Here is a 25,166-nt window from a genome sequence, read left to right on the forward strand (position 1 = left end):
GCCGGGTGGCCGACCTGCACCCGAACCTCACCGCGCTCGCCCCGCTGCTGGGTGCCTGGCGCGGCCGGGGCGCAGGCGAGTATCCGACGATCACGTCCTTCGGCTACACCGAGGAGATCGAGTTCGGCCACGTCGGCAAGCCGTTCCTGACCTACCGCCAGCGGACGTCGGCCATCGACGACGGCCGGCCCCTGCACGCCGAAGTGGGGTACCTGCGTGTCCCGTCGCCGGGCCGCCTCGAATGGGTCCTGGCCCATCCGACCGGCATCGCCGAAATTCAGGAGGGCACGCTGACCGTCACCGACACCACGATCGAGATCGAACTCGCCGCCACCACCGTCGGTCGCACCACATCGGCGAAAGACGTTGAGGCGCTGTCGCGTTCGATCACCGTCACCGGCGACTCGCTGACCTACCGGGTGCGGATGGCCGCGGTGGGCCAGCCGCTGCAACACCACCTCGGCGCGACTCTGCACAGGATGGCGCCGTGACGGCCGACGGACGGATCCGGGTGCCCGCCGACCTCGACGCGGTCACCGCGGTCGGCGCCGAGGACCACTCGGAGGTCGACCCCGCCGCCGTCGAGCGCATCTGGCAGGCCGCCCGGCACTGGTATGGCGCCGGGATGCACCCCGCGATCCAGGTGTGCCTGCGGCACAACGGCAAGGTGGTGCTGAACCGCGCGATCGGGCACGCCTGGGGTAACGGTCCCGACGACCCCGCCGATGCCGAAAAGGTCGCGGTCACAACGGAAACACCGTTCTGCGCGTACTCCGCGGCCAAGGCGATCACCTCGACGGTCGTGCACATGCTCGTCGAGCGCGGCTGTTTCTCGCTCGACGACAAGGTGTGCGAGTACCTGCCCGAGTACACCAGTCACGGCAAGCACCGCACCACCATCCGGCACGTGATGACCCACAGCGCGGGCATCCCGATCCACACCGGCCCGCGCCCGGATCTGCGGCGCATGGACGACAGCGCATACACCCGGGAGAAACTCGGTGAGCTCAAACCGCTGTACCGGCCGGGCCTGGTGCACATCTACCACGGGCTGACCTGGGGTCCGCTGATCCGCGAGATCGTCGGCGCCGCCGCGGGCCGCAACATCCGCGACATCCTGGCCACCGAGATCCTCGAACCGCTGGGCTTCCGGTGGACCAATTACGGTGTTGCGCCGCAGGATGTTCCGCTGGTCGCACCCAGCCACGCCACCGGCAAGGAGCTGCCGCAGCCCGCGGCGACGGTGTTCCGCTTGGCGGTCGGCGGGTCGCTGTACAAGATCATCCCGTTCTCCAACAGCCCGCAGTACCTGACCAGCGTGCTGCCGTCGTCGAACACGGTGTCCACCGCCGACGAGCTGTCGCGGTTCGCCGAATTGCTGCGCCGCGGTGGCGAACTCGACGGTGTGCGGGTGCTGTCGGCCGAGACACTGGCGGGCGCTACGGCCGAGTCCCGACGGTTGCGCCCCGATGTCGCGGTCGGGCTGGCGCCGCTGCGCTGGGGCACCGGGTACATGCTCGGCTCGAAGCGGTTCGGGCCGTTCGGCCGCGGCGCGCCCGCGGCGTTCGGGCACACCGGGCTGACCAACATCGCGGTGTGGGCCGACCCGCAGCGCCGGCTGGCCGCCGGGGTGATCAGCAGCGGTAAGCCCGGACCGCACCGGGAGGCCGACCACTACACCGCGCTGCTGGACCGCATCGCCGCCGAGATCCCGCGAAACTGAGCTTATGCGCGACTTTCCGCCAAAATTTCGCGCATTTCTTCAGTTTCGGCGCTGATCCAGCGGCGGGTTCTCCCGCACCCCGCGGTAGATGCCGCGCCGCACGATCCACGGCTGCAGGATCCGCTCGATCGACCAGGCCGGAAACCGGACCGCCTGCCCGCCGGGCGTGAACACCTCGAGCCCCTCGGGCTGGGCGCCCAGCACCGAGCCCCACCGCCGGGTCGCGGGCCGGTAGGCCTTCAGCGGCCGGCCCGCGAGTTCGGCGCGGATGTTGCGGGCCAGCAGCCCGTCGGCGCGGTTGCGGGCCGAGGACCGCAGCGGGTCGGTGGCCGCGACATCGCCGATCGCGAACACCCCGCGGTGGCCGGGCACCCGCAACTCCGGGGTGACCCGCACGAAGCCGTCGTCGTCGAGCAGCTCCGCGGGCAGCCAATCCGTGTTGGGTGCGACGCGGCCGATCGCCCACAGCACCGCATCGGCCGACGCCGGCGGCTGCCCGGTGCTCCACTGCACGGGGGCGTCGGTGATGTCGTCGCAACTGTCGGGCAGCACCGCGCGGTGCGCCGGATGCAGCCGGACCCCGGCGTCGGTCAGCAGTCGGCTGATGCGCTGCCACACCCGCGGGTGGTGTCCGGTCAGCGCGCGCTCACCGGGGAAGTACAGCGAGATCGACTTGTCCGGCCAGGTGCGCGCCAGGTTCGCGGCGCTGCTGACCGCGGCCGCGCCGCCACCGATCACCAGCACCGATCCGGCTGCGGCCAGGCGCCGATGTCGGTCCATCAGGTCGGCGCGCACCTCGTCGGCGGACTGCAGGTCGGGCCGGCGCCAGAAACCGTTGCGCACCCCGGTGGCGATGACGAGCACATCGTAGGGCTCGGACGTGGTCACGTCGTCGCCGTTGCGGGCGAACACTTTTCGCGCATCGAGGTCGACGCCGGTCAGGGTGCCGTGCACGGTGCGCACACCGTCGAGGCCGCGGAACCGATCGAACGGCACCCAGTAGTCGCGGGCCCAGTCCTGCGGCCTGCTGAGCCGGATGCCGAGCTCCTGCCCGCTGACCAGTCCCGGTTTGGCGGAGATCCCGACGACGTCGGCGGGCCGGGCCAGGCGCAGCGCCGTCAGTACCCCGCTGTCGCCGAGCCCGGCGACGACGACCCTCGGCCGGGTCCCGCTGTGTCGCATCCGGTCACCCTAGCCACCGGGGCGGCTGCCGACCTCCAGACCCGCGATCTCGGATTCGCCGTCGAAGACCACCCGGCCGAAGTCCGTGACCCGGCAACGCAACCGGCCGGCGAGGTGCTCGTAGTCGCTGTCGATGTTGCGCCGCTCGGCCGGCAGCGGCACCGGCAGCGTGTGCGGGTCGAGATGCGTTCCGTCGCCGAACAATTCGACGTGGTACCGCAGCGACGTCGCCTGCACCCGCCATGTGTGCCGGCCGAGGTCGGAGCGCACCCACGCTGTCGGCGGCGTCATCCGCAGCACCTTGCGGCCCATCCGCACGACGACACCGCCCACGTCGCTCTTGAGCGGCCCGAGCGCGAGCAGACCACCCGAGAAAGCCACCGAGACGTCGGCGTCGCCGAAATCGTGCGCCTGTCCCCACCACCACCGCTCCGGAAAACCCGCGCCCCAGTTGCGTTCGGTGTAGAGCTTGGCGCCGTCGAAGGTCCAGCGTTCCCCGTCGGAATCGACTGTGCCGCTGACGGATCCACCCAACCGGTAAGGGTGCCAGTACTGGTTGAGGAACGGCACCGCCGACGCTATCCCGCCGCCGCCGAGCGCCTTGGGCCACCGCACCGGCGCGTCGAAGCGCATGTCGACGCACACGCCGGGCAGGTCGACGCGCAGCCGGTCATAGCTCGCGGAGAACTGCCCGTCGCCGGCATCGAGCCGAAACGGGTCCGCGGTGGCGCCGGCCGACGGCAGCGCCGCGCTGTAGACCCGGCCGCCCGGATGCAGCGCGACCGCGGTGGTCGCCCAGTCACCGTCGGGATGCTTGTTGACGCTGAACAACGCGATCACGGCGCGCCCCGACGCCGCGTCGGTGAACCGCCAGAACCAGCCTTCCATCTCGGTGCCGTGCGAGGTCAGCGGATCGCTGAACGGCAGGTCGGCGCCGCTGCGGCGGTACAGGTGGGCGAACGGGCCCGCGACGAGGCGGGTGGCGTCCCTGGTGGCGTCGAGTACGGTCATGCCCGCTGCGTTGACGGTTCTCGCCGCAGGCAAACCCGGCTAGGCGGGCGGGTCCAGCCGCACGCGGTACATCGACGGCCAGTACTTGCCGGTCAGCAGGTACTCGTCGCCGTCGATGTGGGCGATGCCGTTGAGCACCCGTTCGCGGCTGCCGTCCTGGCCGGGCCACAGCCCGGTCGCGTCGACGACCGTGTTGACGACGCCGTTCTGCGGGTCGATCCGCACGATGGTGTCGGTCTGCCAGATGTTCGCCCACACCTGCCCGTCGACGCATTCGAGTTCGTTGAGCTGGGTCACCGGTTGCCCGTCGCGGGTGACGGCGACGGACCCGGTCTCGGTGAACGTCGCCGGGTCGTGAAAGCGCAGCCGGTCGGTCCCGTCGCTGCGGATCAGCCGGTCGCCGTCGCGGCACAGGCCCCAACCTTCGCCGTCGACCGGCACCTCGCGCACGGGTGTGAGGGTGTTCTTGTCCCATTCCACGGCGACGCCGTTGCGCCAGGTCAGCTCCCAGAGGTGGTCGTCGACGACGGTGATGCCCTCGCCGTAGTAGTTGTGCGGCGCAGGCGCGGACCGGCGGACCGCCCCGGTGGCCGGGTCGAGTTCGCGGACCTGCGACTTGCCCGCGATGCCGGTGCCCTCATAGAGCGTCGGCCCGTCGAACTCCAGGCCCTGGGTCCACGCGGTCGGGTCGTGCGGCATCTCCGCGAGCACGACGGGTTTGATCACCGGGGCCGGGCCGTCGGGAGTGCCGGTCTGACTGTGCGAGGCCGGTGGTGATCCGCCGCAGGCCACGGCGGCGACCACGACGAGTGCGCCGAGCCAGACGACGGCGCGTCGTGATGCGTGCATAGCGCTATGCCTACCGGATGCGGTGGCTGTCGCGCGTGATTGCCGCGGAAGTGGCTAGCCGTCCAGCCCGGCCCGCAGCTGAGCGAGGGTCCTGGCCAGCAGCCGCGACACGTGCATCTGCGAGATGCCGAGCTGCTGGGCGATCTGCGTCTGGGTCTGCGACCCGAAGAACCGCATGGTGAGGATCTCGCGTTCGCGGGCGGGCAGCCCGGCGACCAGCGGGCGCAGCGCCTCGCGGAACTCGACCGCTTCGAGGTCGGTGTCGTGATCACCGATGAGGTCGACGACGGCGGTCGCGTCGTCCGACGAGTTCGACACCGGCGCGTCCAACGACCGCGTCTGGTAGCACTGCGCGGCGATCAGCGACTCGACGATCTCCTCGCGCGCGACGCCGAGTTCGTCGGCCAGCTCGGTCGCGGTCGGCGCGCGCCCCAGCCGCTGGCTGAGTTCGGCCGTCGCCGCCGTCACCTGCGCGCGCGACTCCTTGAGCCGGCGGGGCACGTGCACCGCCCACCCGTTGTCGCGGAAGTAGCGCTTCACCTCGCCCATGATCGTCGGCACAGCAAAGGCCAGAAAGTCGTTGCCCGACGCCGGGTCGAACCGTTCGACCGCGTTGAGCAGCCCGAGCCGCGCGGTCTGCACCAGATCGTCGCGCGGTTCCCCCCGCCCGTCGTAGCGCCGGGCGACGTGCTCGGCCAGCGGCAGGCACCGGCGGATGATCTGCTCGCGCAGTCTGTCTCGCTCGCGGCCCGTCGGCAGGCCCGCCAGCGTCTGTAGCAGTTCGGGCACGTCGGCGTAATCACGGTGGCCGCGTGCCGCACCCACCCCGCCGTTCGCCGTACGATCCAGCGTCGCCGTCATGCGCACGGCGTACCCGGAACACCACCGACGCTAATGCCGGTATCGGCAAAGTCTTCGCGGATCGGACCATTCGGCGCGGACCTTTTCGCGATATGGCCGTCCCGGTACTCAGGGGGTGACCGCGTCGATCGCGCGGTAGATCCGTTGTTCGCTGACCGGGCGCGGAGTGCCGAGCTGTTGCGCCCACAGGCTGACCCGCAGCTCCTCGATCTGGCGCGCGATGTCGCGGACGTCGGGGGCCGCGGCCCGGGCCGGGGTGAGGGCGCGCACCAGGTCGGCGTAGGCGTCCTCGACCGCGTGCACCCGATCCATGCGCTCGCGGTCGGCGCCCAGCCCCTGCGGCAGCCGCTGGAGCCGCCTGCCGATGGCGATCAGGTAGCGGGTGAGATCGGCGAGGTGCGCGACGCCGGTGGCGGTGACGAAGCCGGCGGGCAACAGCCGGCCGAGCTGCGCGCGGATGTCGGCGACCGCGTCGGCCTGCGCGGCCGACGGCTGGGCAGGCAGGGCGACCTGCGCGTCGGTCGCCGCGGCGAGCACCTTCTCCACCCGTGCCAGTACGCCGGAAGTGGTCTGCGTCAGTTCGGCGGCGACGCGGTCGCGCAGCGCGGTGAACTCGTCGCGGGTCCACACCGGCTTCGGTGCCAGCATGTCGGTCGCGGCGTCCGCGCAGTCCTCGATCAGCGCCTGCAGCGATCCGTCCGGGTTGTTGGCCAGCACCAGGCGCGCGCGTGTCTGCAGTTGCCGCTCAACGACTTTCACCGGCGACGGTGCCGACAGCCGCAGCAGCCGGCGCGTGCCGCGGGCCGTCGCGGCGGCCTGTTCGGCGGCCGTCGGGAACACGTGCACGTCGACCGCGGAGCCGGCGTCGACCAGCGCCGGATATCCGCGCACGGTGTGCCCGCCGACCGCGCGCTCCACGGTGCGCGGCAGGGTGAAGAGGTCGTCGGGCCACCCGCGCAACCCGGTCCGGTCCAGTTCTCCGGCGACGGCGTCGGCGACGGCGCGGCGCACGGGCGCCGCGAGGTCGTGCTGCAGGGTCTCGAGGTCCTTGCCGCGCGCGATCTCGGTGCCGTCGGTGTTCTCGACGGCGAACGTGACCCGCAGGTGTGCCGGCAGCTTGTCCAGGTCGAACGCGTCGATCGGTACCAATATCCCGTTGCGCCGGTGTAATTCGCGCTGCACCGCCTCCAGCAACGGCGCGTCGCCGGGGGTGATCGCGGCGAGTACCGCCCGCGCGGTGTCCGGCGCGGGCACGAAGTTGCGCCGCAGCTCCTTGGGCAGCGACTTGATCAGCGCGGTGACCAGTTCCTCACGCAGTGCCGGGACCTGCCAGGCGAACTCGTCGCCGCCGAGCCGGGCCAGCACCTCGACCGGCACGTGCACGGTGACACCGTCGTCCTCGGCGCCGGGCTCGAACCGGTAGCTCAGCGGAAGCGACAAATCCCCCGCCTGCCAGGCGTCGGGTTGCCCGTCGGCGCCGTCGTCGGCGCGCAGCAGGTCGTCGCGGGTGAACGTCAGCAGCTCCGGCGTGCGGTGCCGCTGCTTCTTCCACCACGCGTCGAAGTGCCGCGCGGACACCACCTCGGCGGGCACCCGCGCGTCGTAGAAGGCGAAGATCTCGTCGTCGCCGACCAGCAGGTCGCGTCGGCGCGCCTTCTCCTCGAGCTCCTCCAGTTCTGTTCGTAGCCGGGCGTTGTCGCGGAAGAAGTGGTGCCGGGTCTGCCAGTCGCCCTCGACCAGCGCGTGTCGGATGAACAGCTCCCGCGACACCTCGGGGTCGACCTGCGCGTATCCGACGCGGCGGCGCGGCACCAGCGGCAGCCCGTAGAGCGTGACCCGCTCGTAGGCCATCACCGCCCCGCGTTGCGCATCCCAGTGCGGCTCGCTGTACGTGCGCTGCACGACTTCGCCCGCGATGCGCTCGACGATCTCGGGCCGGATCCGCGCCGCGGTCCGCCCGTACAGCCGGCTGGTCTCGACGAGGTCGGCCACCACGATCCAGCGCGGCGGGCGCTTGGTCAGCACCGAACCGGGCGCCAGCACGAATTTCGAGTTGCGGGCGCCCTGGAATTCGCGGGACTCGCCCTCGCGCAGCCCGATGTGCGACAGCAGCCCGGCCAGCAGCGCGGCGTGCACACTGTCCGGGTCGGCGTGCTCGTGCGGATCGCCGGACTCCCGGATCCCGAGGTCCCTGGCGATACTGCGCAGCTGCCCGGTGAGGTCCTGCCATTCGCGGATCCGCAGATAGTGCAGGAACTCGTCGCGGCACATCCGTCGAAAAGCGTTGCCGGACAACTCCGCTCGCTGCTCGCGCAGATAGCGCCACAGGTTGAGGTAGGAGATGAAGTCGGAGTGCTCGTCGGCGAACCGGGCGTGCTTCTGCCGGGCTGCCTCTTCGCGGTCGACGGGCCGCTCGCGCGGGTCGGGGATCGACAGCGCGGCAGCCAGCACGAGGATCTCGCGCACGCACCCTTCGGCGTCGGCCTGCAGGATCATGCGGCCCAGTCGCGGGTCGACCGGCAGCTGGGCCAGCCGGCGCCCCACCGCGGTGATGGCGCCCTGGGCGTCGAACGCCCCGAGCTCCTGCAGCAGCTGCACACCGTCGCGGATGCTGCGGCGCTCCGGCGGGTCGAGGAACGGAAAGGTCTCGATCTCACCGAGATTGAGCGCCGCCATCTGCAGGATCACCGCGGCGAGGTTGGTGCGCAGGATCTCCGGGTCGGTGTAGCGCGGCCGCGCCGCGAAGTCCTCTTCGGAGTACAGCCGGATGCACACGCCGGGCGCCGTGCGGCCGGACCGGCCGGCCCGCTGCGCGGCCGACGCCTGCGAGATCGGCTCGATCGGCAGCCGCTGCACCTTGGTCCGGCGGCTGTAGCGCGAGATGCGGGCGGTGCCGGGATCGACGACGTAGCGGATCCCGGGCACCGTCAGCGACGTCTCGGCGACGTTGGTGGCCAACACGATTCGGCGACGCGCCCGGCTGGGCGTGAACACCCGCTGCTGTTCGGCGGTCGGCAGCCGGGCGTACAGCGGCAGCACCTCGGTGCCGGCGTCGACCAGCCCGCTCAACGCCTGTGCGGTGTCGCGGATCTCGCGCTCGCCCGACAGGAACACCAGCACGTCGCCGGGCGGTTCGGCTTCGAGTTCGCCGATCGCGTCGATGATCGCCTCGGTCTGGTCGCGCATCTCGGTGCGTACCACGTCATGGTCGGGGTCGTCGGGGTCGTCGGCCTCGGCGCTACGCACCTCGACTTCCAGCGGCCGATAACGGATCTCGACGGGGTAGGTGCGGCCCGACACTTCGACGATCGGGGCACCACCGAAATGCTCAGCGAACCGCCCCGGCTCGATCGTCGCGGACGTCACGATCACCTTGAGATCCGGCCGTCGGGGCAGCAACTCGCGCAGGTACCCGAGCAGGAAGTCGACGTTGAGGCTGCGCTCGTGGGCCTCGTCGATGATCAGCGTGTCGTAGCGCAGCAGTCGGCGGTCCCGCTGGATCTCGGCGAGCAGGATGCCGTCGGTCATCAGCTTGACCAGCGTGCGGTCGCTGACCTGATCAGTGAATCGCACTGTGTAGCCGATGGTTTCGCCCAGCGGGCTGCCCAGCTCGTCGGCGATGCGCTGCGCGACAGTGCGCGCGGCCAGCCGGCGCGGCTGGGTGTGGCCGATCGTGCCGCGCACCCCGCGGCCGAGTTCGAGGCAGATCTTGGGCAGCTGGGTGGTCTTGCCGGAGCCGGTCTCGCCCGCGACGATGACGACCTGGTGCGCCCGGATCGCCGCGGCGATCTCGTCACGACGCTCGCTGACCGGCAGGTCGGGGTAGGTGATCTGCGGGACGGCGGCTGCCCTGGTCGCCACCAGCCCCTGCGCGGCGGCGATCTGCTCGCCGAGCGCGGCCACCTTGTCGGGACTCGCGCCGCGCAGTTGGCGCAGGCGCCGACCGAACCGGGCCGCGTCGCGGAGCGTCAGGTCGTCGAGGCGGCTGCGGAGCTCGGCGACGGACGGGTCGGACACCGGTGCCAGGATAGGCGGCCGGTCACGGGGCCTGCAGGTCAGCGTCGGCCGACGAGACTTCGGGCGGCGAGGCGTCGGCTGCGGTGCCGGTCCAATTCGCCAGCAGCCGCAGCGCGGTCTCCGACGGTGAGCCCGCCTCGGCGGTGTAGATGCACAACGTCTGGTCGGCGTCGCCGAGGACCGCGACGCTCTCGTAGTTGACCGTCACCTCCCCGACCAGCGGGTGGCGATAGCGCTTGACGCCGTGAGTGCGTTCCCGCACGTTGTGGTCGGCCCACCACCGCCGGAACTCGTCACTCTTGACGGCCAGTTCGCCGACGAGCTCGGTCAGCAGCGGATCGTCGGGATGCCTGCCTGCGTCGAGGCGCAGGATCGCGACGTTGTCGCGGGCCACGTCCTCCCAGTCGGCGTAGAGCTCGCGGGCCGACTCGTCGAGGAAGGTGAAGCGCAACAGGTTCCGCTCGCGCGGCGGCAACACCTCGAAGTCCCCGATGAGCGCACGCGCCAACCGGTTCGCGGCCAGCATGTCCATCCGCCTGCCGAACACGAACGCCGGTGCCACGTCATCGAGCGTCTCCAGCACCCGGCGCACCCCCGGACGCACCCGCTGCACCGGCGCGGGCGCGCGGCGCTTGGTGCGCCGGTTGTTGGCGCGGGCGATCTCGAACAGATACGACCGCTCGACGTCGTCGAGCCGCAACGCCCGCGCGACCGCGTCGAGCACCTCGTCGGAGACGTTGAGGTGCCTGCCCTGCTCGAGCCGGCTGTAGTAGTCGACGCTCACGCCGGCGAGCTGGGCGACCTCTTCCCTGCGCAGCCCGGGCACCCGCCGGACCCAACCGGTGCCGCCGATCTCGACGTCCTCGACGCGCAGCCGCGCCCGCCGTGTCCGCAGGAACTCCTTGAGCTCGGCGTTGTGGTCCATGCGTTTCAGTGTGCGGCCATCCGGACGCGCGCACCGCCCCAAACGTGGGTCTGCCAGACCTAGGTGGGGCAGACCAAGGCCGAGCGGGGCGCGCTATGACCGCCGCAACGGGCCCCGCGCGCTGTTGTCTCGGATACGCGGCACCACCGCCGCGGCGCAACAACGAAGGAGAATCCTCATGACAAGCTCGATCAGAAACGCAGCCCCGCTGGCCGGACGTGTCGCCGTGGTGACCGGCGCCTCCAGCGGCATCGGCGCCGCCACCGCCAAGCGGCTCGCCGCCTCTGGCGCCAAGGTCGCGGTGCTCGCCCGCCGCGCCGACCGCCTCGATGACCTGGTCGACGAGATCCGGCGAGATGGCGGCACCGCGCTGGCGCTGGCCGTCGACGTGACCGACGCCGCCGCCGTGCACGCCGCCGCGGAGCGGGTGGCCGAGGAGTTGGGCACCGTGGACGTGCTGTTCAACAACGCCGGCGTGATGTTGCCCGGGCCCGTCGACGACGTGCCCGCCGACCAGTGGCAGCAGCAGATCGACCTGAACATCACCGGTCTGATGACCACGATCGGGGCGTTCGTGCCGCAACTGGTCAAGTCGGCCGCCGACAAGGGCGTCGCCGATCTGGTCAACACGTCGTCGATCGCCGCGCAGAACATCTTCCCGAACTTCGCGGTGTACTCCGGGACCAAGGCGTTCGTCACCCACATGTCGCGCACGCTGCGCGCCGAACTCGGCGCCAAGGACGTGCGGGTCTCGGCCATCGAGCCGGGGATCGTCGAGACCGAGCTGCAGGGCCACGTCACCGACGCCGGCGTGCAGGAATGGCTCGACGGCACCCGCGCCCAGATGGACTGGCTGGCCCCTGCCGATGTCGCCGAGGCGGTCAACTTCCTGGTGTCTCAGCCGGCGCGGGTGAACCTGCAGCAGCTGACGATCATGCCGACCCGTCAGGCGTCGTGATCGAGGCGCCCGAATGAGCGAAGGCGTCGCGGGCGGACTCGACCTCCTCGCAGAGGCGTTCGGCGTCGGTGTACAGCGCGCCGTAGATGCCCCACTGGGTCGGTCGGTCCAGCCTGCGGCCCTCGACATGTGCGGTCAGGTCGTCGAGGGCGGCCCGGCAGCGCCGGCCCTCCTCGGCGAGCGGCGCGTCGGCGTGCTCGGCGTCGGGCAGGGCGCCCAGCTCCATGACCGCGTCGCGCACCGCCGACAGCAGCACGCCGTACCGGCGCAGAAACTCGTCCTGTCCCGGCCGCGGACCGCCGGTGAACTCGACCGCCCTGGCCAGCCCGACGGCCACCCACTGCAGCTGTCCGGCGATCCGCTCGAGCGCCTGGATCGTCCAGCGTTCGCCCGCGACGCCCGGCTGGCGCCGCACCAGCAACCGGCGCGGATTGAACCGCGTACTGCGCTCGGCGTCGTCGACGGTGTGCCGGGCCTGGGCGCCCTTCTTCGGCAGCAGGTCGGCGCGCCACCGCCAATCACGGCCGGCGTCGGCGCTGGGGGTGTCCTCGCCGCAGAGCCCGTCGGCGATTTCCGACAGCAGATCGACCAGCGACCCGGACAACGAGTCGACGGCGTAGCGCGCGCTGCGGTACCGCAGCGGCGGTGCGATCAGCAGCGTCACCGCCAACGCCACCGCGGCGCCCAGCAGCACCATGCCGGCGATCTCGGGCAGCGGACCGCCCGGGGGGCCACCGCCGCTCGGCAACGCGAACGCGCCGTAGGCGAAGATCGCCGCGACGGCCACGTTGACACCCTGGCTGCCGAGCCGGTGCCAGCGGCCGATCAGCAGCGCGAGGGCGAGCGTCAGCGGGAGCAGCCACAGCTGCACACCCCACATCCACACCGCCGCACCGGCCAGGCCGATGCCCGCCAACATCGCCGCCGTGTAGCGCACCGCCTTGGCGACCGAGTCGGCGACGGTCATCTCGACGAGCATCAGCGCGGAGAACGCCGCGAACGTGGCGTGCCGGGCGTCGAACACCCGGGTGGCCAGGATCCAGGCGGTCGTGCACGCGACGGCCGCCTTACCCAGGGTCAGCGCGGCCTCGCGGTCCATCCGCAAGCGGGTGAGAAGACTGCCGGCCATCTGATCCGGCCTTCCCGATTCGGCGGGAACTAACCGTCAGCGCGTGTCGGGTGCCCAGTAGTCGAGCATCTGGGCGAACGTCTCGAACGCCGGCGTGGACACCCCGTAGGTGGCCTCGAGGTGGATGCTCAGCGGGAAGCCCAGGTCGCCGACGCCGTCGACGACGCGCTTGTACAAGTCGAGCATCAACTTGCGTTTCTCGGCCGGATCGGTGCCCGCCAGCCGCTTGACGAACTCCTGCTCCTCGGCGACCGCCGCGTTGCCGGGGTCCTGGATCAGCCAGTTGATCAAACCGACGTTGGCTTCCATCTTCGGCACGAAGCCGAACGACAGCAGGATCTCCGGGCGGTGGTCGCAGGACCGGGCGAAGTCGCGCAGGAACCCGACGATCGCATCGGAGTACAGCAGCTGCGTCATGCCGTAGGTGGCGCCCTGGTCGCACTTGAACCGGAACCGGCCCTGCTCGCCGTCGCGGGTCGGGATCAGGATCGCGCCGCGGTTGGGCACCAGATCGGAGTAGATCGACAGCGCATCGGTCGGCGCCACGCCGGAACCCTCGCCGTCGCTCATGGTGCGCGGCACGCCGACGAACGCGATCCCGTCGAAACCTGCCCCGGACAGCTCCGTCAGCCGCTGCCGCAGCGCGTTCTCGTCGAGGAACGCCGTGACCTGGGTGCACAACCCGTTCGTGCCGTCCAGCTCGGGCCGGATGATGTTCCAGAACTCGAGAACATCCATCTTCGGCTTCATCTCGATGGGCCGGTCGTCGTCCTCTTCGATCATGCCGGGGATCATCACGTGCCTGATGCGCCCGGTCAGGCCGGTCTCGGCCGAGCAGCGCACCACCTTGTGCGCATCCTCCAGCGCCTGCTCGTGGCCGCGTTCGACGTTGGGCGGCACGAGTTCGAGCGCGATGGTGTTCAGCGTCACCGTGCGGCTCCTCAATAAGCGATCAATTCCCGCGCGCGCGGCAGGTCCGTTCCTGCGGTCCGCGCTGCTCCCCCTCGGGAGCCTCACGATACAGACCGGCACTGTGCCCGTCGCGGTCGCGCTCAGCGATCTCCCAGCGTCTGGGCACCGGTCTCCCGACTGCCGTTGGTACCAACGAGTCTCATGACATGCCGACAATCACCCGGACGACAGAACCTCGACACCGCCGAAGGTGTCCTCATCGCGCTGCGCCACTACACGGTCGACGAGGCGTTCCGCGAGATGGTCCGGGCCGCACAACAGCATCGGGTGCCGCTGTTCGCACTGGCCGACGCCTTGGTCAGCGCCGCGGGCGGGCGGCCGGCAGCGAGGGACGGCGCCGCCCGCACGGCCGTCATCGCCGAGTGGGGTGCGCTGTTGGCGGGACCGGCCGTGAGCCGGGGCTGACCGCCTGGACGCGCTCGTACTGTGGATGGAGTGAGCGCTGCACCCACCACCGTCGCCTTCGGCGACCTGTTCGCGTCCGAGCTGCCCGAGCTGGCGGTTCGCTGGCAGGCCGAAGCCGCGCCCGGCCCGACCCTGCTCGTCCTCAACGAGGCACTGGCAGGTGACCTCGGACTGGACCCGGACTGGTTGCGCGGGCCCTACGGCGTGCAACTGCTGCTCGGCGCGCGCGTCCCCGCGGATGCGACGCCGGTCGCGCAGGCCTACGCCGGACATCAGTTCGGCGGCTACGTGCCGCGTCTCGGTGACGGCCGCGCGCTGCTGCTGGGCGAGCTGACCGCGGCCGACGGCACACTGCGCGATCTGCACCTGAAGGGTTCGGGCGCGACCCCGTTCGCCCGCGGCGGCGACGGGCTGGCCGCGGTCGGCCCGATGCTGCGCGAGTACATCGTCAGCGAGGCGATGCACGCGCTCGGCGTGCCGACCACCCGGTCACTCGCGGTGGTCGCGACCGGTCGCCAGGTGCAGCGCGAGACACCGCTGCCGGGCGCCGTGCTGGCGCGGGTGGCCAGCAGTCACCTGCGGGTCGGGACGTTCCAGTACGCCGCCAACACCGGTGACGTGCACCTGCTCAAGCGGCTGGCCGACCATGCGATCGCGCGGCACCACCCCGGCGCCGCGTCGTCGGGCAACCCGTACGTCGCGCTGTTTGAGGCCGTCGTCGGCGTGCAGGCGGAGCTGATCGCGAAGTGGATGCTGGTCGGGTTCGTGCACGGCGTGATGAACACCGACAACATGACGATCTCCGGCGAGACCATCGACTACGGCCCGTGCGCGTTCATGGAGGCCTACGACCCGGAGACGGTGTTCAGCTCCATCGACTCGTGGGGCCGCTACGCCTACGGCAACCAGCCGTCGATCGCGGTCTGGAACCTGGCCCGGCTGGCCGAGGCGCTGCTGCCGCTGTTCGCCGACGACCAGCAGCAGGCGATCGCGATCGCCGAGGGCAGCCTGGGCGGATTCGCGCCGAAGTTTCAGGACGCGCTGGCCGCCGGGATGCGCGCCAAACTCGGGTTGGCCGCCGACACCCCGGACGAGATCGCGGTGCCGTTGATGAACGACCTGATCGCGCAGCTGCACCAGAGCCACGTGGACTTCACGTCGTTCTTCCGGACGCTGGCCCACGCCGCTCGGGGCGACGACGAGCCCGCGCGCGGGTTGTTCGTCGACCTCGCCGCGTTCGACGGCTGGCTGGCCCGCTGGCACGGGCTGAACCCGGATGCCGCGGTGATGGACCGGTCCAATCCGGTCTACATCCCGCGCAACCACCTGGTCGAGGAGGCGCTGACCGCCGCGACCGACGGCGATCTGCAACCGCTGCACCGGCTGCTCGACGCGGTGACCGCCCCGTATGACGAGCGGCCGGGTCTCGAACGCTACGCCGAACCGGCACCCGAGGACTTCGGGAAGTACCGAACCTTCTGTGGCACCTGAGGCGCCCCCATACACTGCGGTCATGAGTTTGCGACGGTCACTGATCGCCGGGCTGTTCGCGGCTGCGCTGACGGCCGCACCGCTGCCGGCCGTCATCGCCTCGGCCCAGCCCGGCAACTGCTGCTGCCCGCCGGGGCAGACCGGCGCCATCTACGGCTGCGCGTCGTTCTGTCGACGGTAAGGCCCTCGACACCAGCACCGGGTTGTGCGTCGCGGCGCCACCGCCGTATCCGCACCCGTCGGTGTCCTAGTCGAGGCTGGCGCGCAGCAACTCCCAGGCCAGGCGACGGGCCTCGGCGGCGCGTTCGTAGAGCAGCCGCTGCGCGGCGGGCACCGGATTCGGGTCGGGAGCCTGCCCGTCGAGCACCGCGACGTGGACGTCCTCGGCCACCTGCAGCGCCGCCAGCACCGCCTCGTTGACCCTGATCAGCGCGCGGTGCAGCCGGTCGTCGGCGATCAGCACCTGCGCGTTGGCCAGTTCGACCGCGAAGTCCTTCACCACCTGAGCGATCTGCTCGAAGATCGGTGACATGGCGGCCTCGCGGTCGTCGCGGTCGGGCATCCGCAGTATCCGCGCGCCCTCGTTCCACAGCGCCGCGAGTAGCTGGGTGTGGGTCCCGACCGCCCGCGACACCTCGGTGATCGCCAGCTTCTGCTGCTGGGCCAGCAGCTGTTCGCGCTCGGCGCGGAACACGTTGCGGTGCGCCTCGAGTTCGGCGCGGGCCAACTCCCGTTGGGCTTCCCGCTCGGTCTCGTGCAGCGACCGCATCAGCGCGAGCTGGCGCGCGGCGCGCAGGTCCGCGGCCGCCAGTTCGGCACGCAGCCGCTCGTCGGCGTCGGCGGCGGTGCGCGCGGCCTGACGTGTGATGACCTGGGTCTGCCACAGGGTCATCAGCACCATCGCGAAGACGGCGGCGCCGAAGAACCACTGTGCGCGCGAGCCGCTTTCGCCCGGGCTGAACAGGATCAGCCAACCCAGCAGCAGCGCCGCGACCGCCGCGCCGGCCAGCCACGCGTAGGTTTGCTGACGGTTCCGCGGCACGCGATCCGGCGCAGAGCTCGTCCTCTGTGCGAATTCTGCCGTGGCGCTTACCGTTTCGTCACTTTGCGCGGGCGAATCGGACTCGGTCATCTCGGCCTCCCCGTTTTCTGCCACCACACCCCGCTCCGATGTACCCGGCCCCTTGTGACGCTAACCTCGAAGCAGTACCGCGTCGAGCCGTGCCCACGAAAAGCCTTGCGACAGAATCGAGAGCCGATGGAAAGCGCGCCAGAAGGTGAGTCCTCTGTCATCGTCAGCCTGTCGGAGGCGGCGATGCACATGTACACCGCGGCCATCGACGCCCTGCCCGCACCCGAGGACGACGCGTTCCACCAGCGCGCCGATGTCGTGCTGTCCGGGCTGCGCAAACTGCGGTCCGGGTTGACCGAGGCCGCCGGGCGCAGCCGCTCGACGGCGAACGTGATCGTCGCGCTGAGCGACGTGCGCCGGCGCTACGACACGCTGATGGCACGCGCCGCAGCTGCGCCGGGCGCCGGCCTCGGCCAGCAGCTGTACGCGGCGCGGATCGACGCCCGGCTGTCGGCGCAGGAGGTCGCCAACGGGGCGGGGCTGCGCCCGGATCTGATCGACGATCTCGAGGCCGGCGAGATCCCCACCGAGGACGAGGCCGCGAAGGTCAGGGAGCTGATCGTCGCGCTCGGCGGGGTGCCCGCCCCGGAGCTGCCCGTCCGTGACGACCCGGTCCCCGACGACCCGGTCCCCGACGACCAGCCCTCCGAGGAGGCCGAGGCGGAGATCCCCGCGGAGATCCACCAGGGTTGAGCGGGCGCGCAGGGGGCAACTCAAGATCAGTGACCGCCGAGAACGCTTTCCCTGACGACCTGCTGCAGGAGCTGCTGCACGCGTACGGACCCTGCGGGCAGGAGGACGCCGTGCGCGAGGTCTGCCGCCGCGAACTGGCACCGCACACCGATGAGCTGTGGACCGACGAGGCCGGCAACCTGGTCGGGTTGATCCGCGGCGACGACGGCGATGCGCCGCCGACCCGGGTGCTCGCCCACATGGACGAGCTGTCGATGCTGGTCAAGCGCGTCGAACCGGACGGCACCCTGCACATGACGCCGCTGGGCACGATGTATCCGGGCAACTTCGGCCTCGGGCCGGTCGCGATCCTCGGCGATCAGCGCACGGTGTGCGGGGTGCTGACGCTGGGTTCCGAGCACACCACCAAGGAGACCCGGCAGATCTGGGAGACCAAACCAGATCAGGGCGACATGGCGCTGGACTGGCTGCACGTCTACGTGTTCACCGGCCACACCCCCGAGGAGTTGGCCGACGCGGGCGTCGGGCCCGGCACCCGCGCGTGTGTGCACCGCAGCAAGCGCACGCTGGTCGACGTCGGCGCCGACTATCTGGGCTGCTACTTCATGGACGACCGCGCGGCGCTCGTCGCGCTGCTGGAGACGGCGCGCGTGCTCAGCGAGGGCGCCCGCCCGGCGCGCGACACCTACGTGGTGTGCACGACGAGCGAGGAGGTCGGCGGTGTCGGCGGGTCCTACGCCAGCCGCATGCTGCCCGGCGACCTGACCCTGGCGTTGGAAGTGGGGCCCGCCGAGCAGGAGTACGGCACCAGCTGCAGCGGCGGCCCGATCGTCGCGTACAGCGACGCCGAGAGCGTCTACGACAAGGCGGTGGCCGACCGGCTGATCGGCGTCGGCACCGAACTGGGACTGTCGCCGCAGCGGGCCGTGCTCGGCGCGTTCGAGTCCGACGCCTCACACGCCAAGGCCAGCGGGCTGACCCCGCGGGCCGGACTGCTGTGCCTGCCGACGCTGAGCACACACGGCTACGAAGTCATTGCGCGACACGCGATTCCGGATATGACGAGGGTGTTGGTCGAGTTCTTGCGCCGCGCGGCGTAGGTCAGCCGTCGAGCTCGCCGGCGATGCCCCGCTCGACTGCGGCGCGGACCCGTTCGGGCAGCACGATCAGCCCGTCGAGTTCGCGCTGCGCCAGCGCGTAGCCGCGTTCACGTTCCTGCGGGGTGGCGGCGGCGTCGGTGGCGACCCGCAGCATGCTCTGTGCGCGGGCGATCCGCTGTTGGTCCTGCGCCGTGAAGTCGTTGCGGCGCCGCCGGACCGCCTCGCTTTCGGCGGCGTCGAACGCGGTGACGTACTCTGTGACGGCGTCGATGTACTCGCGCGCGGCCTCGGGGTCGTCGACGAGCGCTTCGGCCTTCACGGGCCGCAGCAGGTCGGCGCGCACCCTGCTGCGGTGGAACCGCTCGGTGAGCGGGTCGCGCATGTCGGTCATCAGCGGGAAGTCGAGCAGCTTGGCGACGTCGAGTTCGTACTCCAGCCACCGGGTGTCGGTGTGGTCGTGGGCCTTGACCGCCCGCGCGATCGCCTGCCACTGCACGCCGGGGCTCGGCCGCGGCTGTTGTTCGACGGCGGGCTGATCGGGGGTGGTGTCGTGGCGCGCGCGGGCCGCCGACACCGCGCGCCACCCGCCGTACAGCACACCGGCGAGCGGGACGAGCAGGATCAGCAGCTCGACCAGCCGGATGATCAGCCCCATACAGCCAGCATGCCACCGGCTCGGACCGACGACCGGGAGGGCCGAATCAGGCTGGCGGCCCGTAGGCCCGCGCGATGTCGGGTGAGTCCAGCCAGCCCGCGTACGTCGGCCCCTGCGGCCAGCCGTCGGGCGAGTCCTGCCATTCCTCCTGACGACCGAAGGGCAGCAGGTCGATCAGCGCGAACGAGTGGCTGAGTTGTTCGGTGCCACGGCCGTTGGTGTGCCAGGTCCGGTAGACGACGTCACCGTCCCGCAGGAACACGTTGACCGCGAATCCCTCACCGGGCGCGGCGTCGACGTCGGCGCCGAACGAACTCTGCGACGACGAGTACCAGTCCATCTTGTTGCCGACCTTGGTGCGATAGGCCAGGGCCTCCTCGATCGGACCGTTGGTCACGATCACGAACCGCGCGTCGTAGTTGTCCAGGAACTCCAGCCGGGTGAACTGCGAGGTGAAGCCGGTGCAACCGCCGCACTGCCAGTCGGCGCCGTCGGTCCACATGTGGTGGTAGGTGATGAGCTGCTTGCGGCCGTCGAACACGTCGGCCAGCCGCACCGGGCCCTGCTCGCCGATCAGCGTGTAGTCGGGTAGCCGGACCATGGGCAGGCGCCGGCGCTGGGCGGCGATCGCGTCCAGTTCACGCGTGGCGGCCTTCTCCCGCACGCGCAGTTCGTCGAGCGCCGCGCGCCAGGCCTGCTGGTCGACGATCGGCGGCAGTGCGGTGGGTTCGGTGGTGACGGACATCGGGGTTCCTCCTGCGGTGGGATGCGCTCCCAGGAGTAGACCCGCTCAGCCCGCCGAACTCATCGCTAACTGCTCTTTTTGCCGCCGGATTTCTTGCCGCCGCCGGAGTTCTTGCCGCCCCGGCTCGACGAGCCCGGCGAGTTCGCGATGGCCGCCGCGCGCGACTTGCTCATGCCCTTGTCGCGCAAGCCCTCGTATTGCTTGTCGTTCTTGACGCTCGATCCATGATCCTTGGTCATGCCTGATCGGATACCCGCGAACGTGCGGGTCTGCACACGACAAACCGCATGACATCCTGGTCCGCATGCGGCAGCCGACCGACGACGTGTGGGAGACGCTGGCCACGGCGCGGGCCATCCGCCGGTTCACCGACGAACCGGTCGATGCGGCCACGCTGGACCGTTGCCTGGAGGCCGCCACGTGGGCGCCGAACGGGGCCAACGCGCAGCTGTGGCGCTTCGTCGTGCTGGACTCACCGGAGCTGCGGGCGGTGGTGGCACAGGCGGCGCAGCTGGCGCTGCGAACCATCGAGTCCATCTACGGCATGCGCCCCCCGCTGCCGCCGACGACAGCCGGGCCGCACGCAACAACCGCGCCACCTACGAATTGCACGACCGCGCCGGTGACCTCACCTCGGTGCTGTTCGCCGCGTTCCGCAACGAGTTCTCCTCGGAGTTCCTGCAGGGCGGGTCGATCTTTCCGGCCATGCAGAACTTCTATCTGGCCGCCCGCGCGCAGGGCCTCGGTGCGTGCTTCACCAGCTGGGCGTCCTACGACGGGGAGAAGTTGATCCGCGACGCCGTCGGTGTGCCCGACGAGTGGGCGCTGGCCGGGCACGTCGTCGTCGGCTGGCCCCGCGGCAGGCACGGCCCGGTGCGCCGACGCCCGATCGCCGATGTGGTGTTCCGCAACCACTGGGACGCCGGGCGCAGCGACATCATCTACGGTGCAGGCGCCCGCAAGCGCTGACGCTCAGACCGCGATCGGCAACCGGGCAGCCGGGTGCAGCCACGCGGCGACGTTGCGGACGTAGCCCTTGAACACCTCGAGCCGAGCCGGGTCGTCCTTGATCTGCGAGCCCGGCGGCTCCGTCACGAATGACGGTGCGCCGCAATCGATGTCCCAGTTGTAGTCGGCGAAGTGGTGGAAGGTGGACTCGGCCACCGCGCGGCCCATCGGCTGTCCGGCCGGTCCGCGTTCACCGTCGAGCAGCACCGCGAGGTTGAACACCCTGCCGGTGGTGGCACTGCGCCCCTGGGCCAGCACGCCGGCGTCGGGCACGTCGTCCGCCGACACCAGGCCTTCGTGCGGATGGGCGGGGAACCACTCGATCCGTCCACTGGCGGTGCGGTCGGTGCGCAACAGGTCGTGCACCCGGTCCGGGGCCAGCACCGGCTGGTAGTCGCCGTTGGCGCCGGAGTGGTAGTTCGGCCACGAGATGGTCGGGGTGTCGAGGTCGTCGCACATGGTGGCGGGATCGACTGTGACATCGTGGAACTCGTTGACCGCACCGAGTGAGCCGAGCAGGTTCAGGCAGCACCCGAGGTCTTGGTGGTCCCGTGCGGTGAGCACACCGCCGCCCGCGCAGCGGAATCGCGCGATCGCGGCGGCGTCCGCGGCCGTCAGCCCGTCTCCGACGTCGACGGCCATCAGCCACAGCTGGTCGAAACCCAGCTCGTCGACGCGGCTGAGCACCGGGTCGTGACCGGCGACCCGGTTGCGGGCGACGACATCGTGCCCGGCGGCGCGCAGCTCGTCGGCCAGCATCGAGAACCGGGACACGTCCCAGTCGTCGGGGTTGGCCTCAATGGTGGTTTGCAGCAATATCTTTGACATCAGATCACTCCTGTTCGGTAGCCGGAATCCGGAGGTGCTTGCGCGCCTCGAGTTCGTCGTCGTCGACCAGGACCAGCATCGGCCGGCCTGGCTCGCAGAGCATCGTCACCGTGAACCGGCACCACATGTCGTCGCGGTTGTTGCCGTCCGAGTAGTGGATGACGTCACCGCCCGGTTCCCAGAACGCCTCGCCGGCGCGCACGACGCGCGGCGGCTGGCCCTCGAGCTCGAACAGCATCTCGCCTTCCAGCACATAACCGAACGCGGGACCACCCGGATGGCGGTGCGGCGGTGCGCCTGCGCTGCCGGGCGGATAGTCGATGACGACGGTCATCGCGTGCGCGCCTGCGGGAATGAACGGCGGCTGCACCTCCTGCAGGACGCTGAACGCGTTCTCCCATGACGGGTCATAGCTTTTCGTCATTGTCGATCTCCTTTCCCGAACGACTCAGACCGCGGCGCCGCCGCCGTCGGCGTGCAGCACGGATCCGGTGATGAAGCTGGCCCGCGGCGACGCCAGGAACAGCACCGCCTCGGCGATCTCCTGGGGCCGTGCGGTGCGCCCGAGGGGCAGCGAGCGGCCGAGCTCTTCGTTGGTCTCGCCCCACTCCGCCTCCACGCCTTCGGTTTTGGTGGGTCCGGGCGCCACACTGTTGACGCGGATGCCGGCTGCGCCGAACTCGGCGGCCCAGGTGCGGGTGAGCGATTCGACCGCGGCCTTGGACGCGCTGTACACGCCCGCGCCCGGCACACCCTTGCCGGCAACCATCGTCGTGACGTTGATGATCGAGCCGTGGCCGCGCGCCAGCATTGCCGGCACCAGACCCGCAGTCAGGAAGTACAGCCCGCGCACGTTGGTGTCGAAGGTGCGCTCGAACGCGCCGACGCCCTGCTCGACGGTCAGCGCGGCCGGGAAGCTGGCGGCGTTGTTGACCAGGATGTCGACCTCACCGGCCGCGTCGAGCAGCGCCCGCACCGAGTCCATATCCGACAGGTCCGCCTGAACGAAGCGGACACTGCCGTCGATGCTCGCGGCGGCCTGCTTGCCGCGCTCGGCGTCGCGGCCGGTGATGACGACCGCGGCGCCCTCCCGCGCGAACAACCGGGCGCAGGCCAACCCGATGCCGGCCGTACCGCCGGTGATCAGTGCGTTCTTGTATGCCAATTCCATTCCTGTGTCCTTCGTTATGCGATTGCTGGTTGGGAGTCGGTGCACGAATGTGCGAGGTGGGCCAGGGCGATGCGTAACCGCTTGCGGCCGCGCGACACCCGGGACATCACGGTGCCGATCGGGATGTCGAGGATGACCGCGGTCTCGGCGTAGGTGTAGCCCTCGATGTCGGCGTAGAACAGCACCTCGCGGAAGCCGTCGGGCATCGCGGCCAGTGCGGCCTTGACGTCGTCGTCGGGCAGGATGTCGAGCACCTCGGCCTCGGCCGAGCGCATCCCGCCCGGCGTCCGGGCGGCGTCACCGACCAGATCGCGCTCGGTCAGCGCGTCGGCCGAAACCTCGGTGACCCGACGCTGTTTGGCGCGGTGCCCGCTGACCCAGCGGTTGTAGAGGATGCGGAACAGCCACGCCTTGAGGTTGCTGCCCTCCTGGAACGAGTGGAAACCGGCGTAGGCGTGCAGCAGGGCGTCCTGGAGTAGGTCCTCGGCGTCGGCGTCGTTGCGGGTCAGCCGGCGCGCTCCCCGGGCCAGCACGTCGAACAGCGGTTCTGCCTCGCGGGTGAACCGGGCGGCCAGTTCACGGTCCGGACTTCTGGTCGGAAGGGTTGTGATGGTCATGATCAAATCTCCTCAATGTCGTTGCGACTCAGCGGGTAGGCGCCGGCGCGTGGTCGATGAGCCAGTCGGTGAACGAGGTGTCGTAGGTGTCGGCGGTGGTGGCGGGGATCAGGGTGTGCTCGTCGAGCAAGACACCGAAATAGGCGGCGTCGCGGTCGGTGACGACCTGCCGGGGGTCGGCCTGCGCGCGCAGCCGGGTGCGAACCAGGTCGTCGAGCGGGTAGCGGTCCGGCCCGGCCACCTCGCGGATCGCGTTGGCCGGCCTGCCGACCGCGGCGCGCGCGACGGCGGCGGCGACGTCATCGGCGGCCATCGGTTGCGCCAGCGCCGAGGTCACCCGCACGGTGTCGCCGTCGGTGGCCGAATCGGCGATGCGGCCGACGAATTCGTAGAACTGCGTGGCGCGCACGATCGAGAACGGGACCGCCGCCTCCCTGATCAGCCGTTCCTGGGCGGCCTTGGCGCGGAAGTATCCGCTGGCGACGAGCCGGTCGGTGCCGACGACCGACAGCGCGACGAGGTGCGCCACCCCGGCCTCTTCGGCGGCGGTGAGCAGGTTGCCGGTTCCGGTGGTGAAGAAATCCCACGCGGGGCCGTCCTCGAACGACGGTGAGTTCGAGACGTCGACGACGACCTGTGCGCCGGTGAGCACCTCGGCCAGACCCGCACCGGAGAGGGTGTTGACGCCCGTTTCCGGGGAGGCGGCGATCGCCTCGTGTCCGTGCTCGCTGAGCGTGGTGACGACCTTGCTGCCGATGAGCCCGGTTCCACCGATGACGACTACCTTCATGACGTTCCTCCGTTGCCGCTGGTGAGAGCCCGTCCGGGCTGCCACCACCTACATTTGTGGGCGGGCAGGAAAAGCGGACCCTTGAAAACCCCTAGTCCGTGGTCCCTGGTGCGTAGTCCGTAGTGCGGTCCCCGCCCCGTGGTCCCCGGGTCATGCGTCGATGAACGTCACCGTCTCCTCGACCGGCGCGCGGCCGGTACGCACATAGCTGACGTCGGGGTCCTCGTAGCCGATCGACAGACCGCAGAACAGCATCAGATCGTCGGGCGGTTGCACGGTCTCGTCGACCGTCTTGCGGACCTGCGACCAGGCCATCTGCGGGCAGCTGTGCAGGCCCTCGGCGCGCAGCAGCAGCATCACGGTCTGCAGGTACATGCCGACGTCGGACCACTGCGGCCTGCCGAGCGCCCGGTCGATATAGCAGAACAGGACGGCGGGCGCGCCGAAGCACTCCCAGTTCGCGATGGCCGCGCGCTGCCGGGCCTCCCAGTCCTCGCGCTCGATGCCCAGCGCGCTGTAGCGCTCCTTGCCGAACGCGGAGCGGCGTTCGGCGTAGGGCGATTTCAGCTCACGCGGGTACATCTCGTACTCGCGTTCGTCCCACGGGTCGCCGGCGGCGACGCGTTCGGTCGCCAGCTTCTTGAGCCGCTCCAGCGGCGCACCGGTGACCACATAGATCCGCCACGGCTGCAGGTTGGAGCCCGACGGCGCCCAGGCCGCCCCGGCCAGCACCCGCTCGAGCGCGTCCATCGGGACGGGTTCGTCGGTGAAGCCGCGCACCGCGCGCCTGCTTGTCACCGCGTCGTAAACGTCCATCGTCGCCTGCCTTTCGTGTTCGCAGCCGTATCGGCTGTTGCTTCCAGCCTCGCGACCGGCGCCGTGGTGCGAACCCTTGAAAGTTCGT

26 protein-coding genes and 1 pseudogene are annotated in these 25,166 nt (G+C 70.8%); 9 read left to right on the forward strand and 18 right to left on the reverse strand.

Annotated elements, in window-relative coordinates:
* Positions 1 to 5: 5 nt before the first annotated feature.
* Positions 6 to 491 carry a peroxynitrite isomerase gene (locus BLW81_RS04875; protein WP_083406232.1) on the forward strand — a complete coding sequence of 162 codons (486 nt, stop codon included), beginning with the start codon at positions 6 to 8 and terminating at the stop codon, positions 489 to 491.
* Positions 488 to 1,723, forward strand: coding sequence for a lipase LipE (lipE, locus tag BLW81_RS04880; protein ID WP_083406233.1), 1,236 nt, complete (start codon positions 488 to 490; stop codon positions 1,721 to 1,723). Before BLW81_RS04875 ends, lipE begins: the two co-directional genes overlap by 4 nt.
* 39 nt (positions 1,724 to 1,762) lie before the next feature.
* On the opposite strand, the gene BLW81_RS04885 is transcribed toward lipE, so the two are convergent.
* From BLW81_RS04885 to BLW81_RS04910, 6 genes are all read right to left on the reverse strand, one after another.
* Positions 1,763 to 2,905: an FAD-dependent oxidoreductase gene (locus BLW81_RS04885; protein WP_083406234.1), complete on the reverse strand. Its 1,143-nt coding sequence runs from the start codon at positions 2,903 to 2,905 to the stop codon at positions 1,763 to 1,765.
* 9 nt (positions 2,906 to 2,914) lie between these two features.
* Complete coding sequence (locus BLW81_RS04890) at positions 2,915 to 3,916, reverse strand: tocopherol cyclase family protein (protein ID WP_083406235.1); 1,002 nt, start codon at positions 3,914 to 3,916, stop codon at positions 2,915 to 2,917.
* 39 nt (positions 3,917 to 3,955) lie between these two features.
* Positions 3,956 to 4,765, reverse strand: coding sequence for a glutaminyl-peptide cyclotransferase (locus BLW81_RS04895; RefSeq protein WP_083406236.1), 810 nt, complete (start codon positions 4,763 to 4,765; stop codon positions 3,956 to 3,958).
* A gap of 54 nt (positions 4,766 to 4,819) precedes the next feature.
* Positions 4,820 to 5,626, reverse strand: a complete 807-nt coding sequence (locus BLW81_RS04900; RefSeq protein ID WP_083406237.1) for a SigB/SigF/SigG family RNA polymerase sigma factor — start codon at positions 5,624 to 5,626, stop codon at positions 4,820 to 4,822.
* Between the two features lie 108 nt (positions 5,627 to 5,734).
* Positions 5,735 to 9,643, reverse strand: coding sequence for an ATP-dependent RNA helicase HrpA (gene hrpA, locus BLW81_RS04905; RefSeq protein WP_083406238.1), 3,909 nt, complete (start codon positions 9,641 to 9,643; stop codon positions 5,735 to 5,737).
* Between the two features lie 22 nt (positions 9,644 to 9,665).
* A complete protein-coding gene (locus BLW81_RS04910; protein ID WP_083406239.1) occupies positions 9,666 to 10,568 on the reverse strand; it encodes a helix-turn-helix domain-containing protein in 903 nt (300 codons plus the stop codon).
* Positions 10,569 to 10,746: 178 nt separating this feature from the next.
* Between BLW81_RS04910 and BLW81_RS04915 the strand changes: the two genes are divergently transcribed.
* On the forward strand, positions 10,747 to 11,526 hold the full coding sequence (locus BLW81_RS04915) for an SDR family oxidoreductase (RefSeq protein WP_083406240.1): 780 nt from the start codon (positions 10,747 to 10,749) through the stop codon (positions 11,524 to 11,526).
* On the opposite strand, the gene BLW81_RS04920 is transcribed toward BLW81_RS04915, so the two are convergent.
* Together BLW81_RS04920 and BLW81_RS04925 are read right to left on the reverse strand one after the other, a co-directional pair.
* Positions 11,501 to 12,655, reverse strand: a complete 1,155-nt coding sequence (locus tag BLW81_RS04920; RefSeq protein ID WP_083406241.1) for an FUSC family protein — start codon at positions 12,653 to 12,655, stop codon at positions 11,501 to 11,503. The genes BLW81_RS04915 and BLW81_RS04920 overlap by 26 nt on opposite strands.
* A 36-nt stretch (positions 12,656 to 12,691) precedes the next feature.
* Positions 12,692 to 13,585: a mycobacterial-type methylenetetrahydrofolate reductase gene (locus BLW81_RS04925; protein ID WP_083406242.1), complete on the reverse strand. Its 894-nt coding sequence runs from the start codon at positions 13,583 to 13,585 to the stop codon at positions 12,692 to 12,694.
* A 183-nt stretch (positions 13,586 to 13,768) separates the two neighbouring features.
* On the opposite strand from BLW81_RS04925, the gene BLW81_RS04930 reads away from it, so the two are divergent.
* The 3 genes from BLW81_RS04930 to BLW81_RS04940 are packed head-to-tail and all read left to right on the forward strand — an operon-like array spanning position 13,769 to position 15,704.
* Positions 13,769 to 14,032: an ANTAR domain-containing protein gene (locus BLW81_RS04930; protein ID WP_083406243.1), complete on the forward strand. Its 264-nt coding sequence runs from the start codon at positions 13,769 to 13,771 to the stop codon at positions 14,030 to 14,032.
* Between the two features lie 30 nt (positions 14,033 to 14,062).
* Positions 14,063 to 15,523, forward strand: a complete 1,461-nt coding sequence (locus BLW81_RS04935) for a protein adenylyltransferase SelO (protein WP_083406244.1) — start codon at positions 14,063 to 14,065, stop codon at positions 15,521 to 15,523.
* A gap of 22 nt (positions 15,524 to 15,545) precedes the next feature.
* Positions 15,546 to 15,704 carry a hypothetical protein gene (locus BLW81_RS04940; protein WP_235632178.1) on the forward strand — a complete coding sequence of 53 codons (159 nt, stop codon included), beginning with the start codon at positions 15,546 to 15,548 and terminating at the stop codon, positions 15,702 to 15,704.
* Between the two features lie 66 nt (positions 15,705 to 15,770).
* Here BLW81_RS04940 and BLW81_RS04945 read toward each other — a convergent pair whose 3' ends face one another.
* Positions 15,771 to 16,565 carry a hypothetical protein gene (locus tag BLW81_RS04945; protein WP_083406245.1) on the reverse strand — a complete coding sequence of 265 codons (795 nt, stop codon included), beginning with the start codon at positions 16,563 to 16,565 and terminating at the stop codon, positions 15,771 to 15,773.
* Positions 16,566 to 16,781: 216 nt separating this feature from the next.
* Here BLW81_RS04945 and BLW81_RS04950 point away from each other — a divergent pair, with 216 nt between their 5' ends.
* Positions 16,782 to 17,348: a forkhead-associated protein gene (locus BLW81_RS04950; RefSeq protein WP_083406246.1), complete on the forward strand. Its 567-nt coding sequence runs from the start codon at positions 16,782 to 16,784 to the stop codon at positions 17,346 to 17,348.
* A gap of 29 nt (positions 17,349 to 17,377) precedes the next feature.
* Positions 17,378 to 18,448 carry a M42 family metallopeptidase gene (locus tag BLW81_RS04955; protein WP_083406247.1) on the forward strand — a complete coding sequence of 357 codons (1,071 nt, stop codon included), beginning with the start codon at positions 17,378 to 17,380 and terminating at the stop codon, positions 18,446 to 18,448.
* 1 nt (position 18,449) lies between these two features.
* Here the strand turns inward: BLW81_RS04955 and BLW81_RS04960 are convergent, their stop codons facing one another.
* The 3 genes from BLW81_RS04960 to BLW81_RS29590 form a co-directional block, all read right to left on the reverse strand.
* On the reverse strand, positions 18,450 to 19,103 hold the full coding sequence (locus BLW81_RS04960) for a hypothetical protein (protein WP_083406248.1): 654 nt from the start codon (positions 19,101 to 19,103) through the stop codon (positions 18,450 to 18,452).
* 46 nt (positions 19,104 to 19,149) lie between these two features.
* A complete protein-coding gene (locus BLW81_RS04965) occupies positions 19,150 to 19,848 on the reverse strand; it encodes a DUF899 domain-containing protein (RefSeq protein WP_083406249.1) in 699 nt (232 codons plus the stop codon).
* A 65-nt stretch (positions 19,849 to 19,913) separates the two neighbouring features.
* Positions 19,914 to 20,087, reverse strand: a complete 174-nt coding sequence (locus tag BLW81_RS29590) for a DUF7218 family protein (protein ID WP_173839576.1) — start codon at positions 20,085 to 20,087, stop codon at positions 19,914 to 19,916.
* A gap of 65 nt (positions 20,088 to 20,152) precedes the next feature.
* On the opposite strand from BLW81_RS29590, the pseudogene BLW81_RS04970 reads away from it, so the two are divergent.
* Positions 20,153 to 20,817, forward strand: a pseudogene (locus tag BLW81_RS04970) (nitroreductase family protein).
* Positions 20,818 to 20,820: 3 nt separating this feature from the next.
* Here BLW81_RS04970 and BLW81_RS04975 read toward each other — a convergent pair.
* The 6 genes from BLW81_RS04975 to BLW81_RS05000 all read right to left on the reverse strand — a co-directional run bounded on the left by BLW81_RS04975 (position 20,821) and on the right by BLW81_RS05000 (position 25,078).
* The gene (locus BLW81_RS04975) at positions 20,821 to 21,684 is read right to left on the reverse strand and encodes a hypothetical protein (protein WP_083406250.1); all 864 of its coding nucleotides are present in this window, start codon (positions 21,682 to 21,684) and stop codon (positions 20,821 to 20,823) included.
* A 4-nt stretch (positions 21,685 to 21,688) separates the two neighbouring features.
* Positions 21,689 to 22,108, reverse strand: coding sequence for a cupin domain-containing protein (locus BLW81_RS04980; RefSeq protein ID WP_083406251.1), 420 nt, complete (start codon positions 22,106 to 22,108; stop codon positions 21,689 to 21,691).
* Positions 22,109 to 22,132: 24 nt separating this feature from the next.
* The gene (locus BLW81_RS04985) at positions 22,133 to 22,855 is read right to left on the reverse strand and encodes an SDR family NAD(P)-dependent oxidoreductase (RefSeq protein WP_083406252.1); all 723 of its coding nucleotides are present in this window, start codon (positions 22,853 to 22,855) and stop codon (positions 22,133 to 22,135) included.
* Between the two features lie 14 nt (positions 22,856 to 22,869).
* Positions 22,870 to 23,472, reverse strand: a complete 603-nt coding sequence (locus tag BLW81_RS04990; protein WP_083406253.1) for a sigma-70 family RNA polymerase sigma factor — start codon at positions 23,470 to 23,472, stop codon at positions 22,870 to 22,872.
* 28 nt (positions 23,473 to 23,500) lie between these two features.
* The gene (locus BLW81_RS04995) at positions 23,501 to 24,262 is read right to left on the reverse strand and encodes an SDR family oxidoreductase (protein WP_083406254.1); all 762 of its coding nucleotides are present in this window, start codon (positions 24,260 to 24,262) and stop codon (positions 23,501 to 23,503) included.
* Positions 24,263 to 24,412: 150 nt separating this feature from the next.
* On the reverse strand, positions 24,413 to 25,078 hold the full coding sequence (locus tag BLW81_RS05000) for a nitroreductase (RefSeq protein WP_083406255.1): 666 nt from the start codon (positions 25,076 to 25,078) through the stop codon (positions 24,413 to 24,415).
* Positions 25,079 to 25,166 lie beyond the last annotated feature (88 nt).

Source organism: Mycolicibacterium rutilum (assembly GCF_900108565.1).
GTDB lineage: Bacteria > Actinomycetota > Actinomycetes > Mycobacteriales > Mycobacteriaceae > Mycobacterium > Mycobacterium rutilum.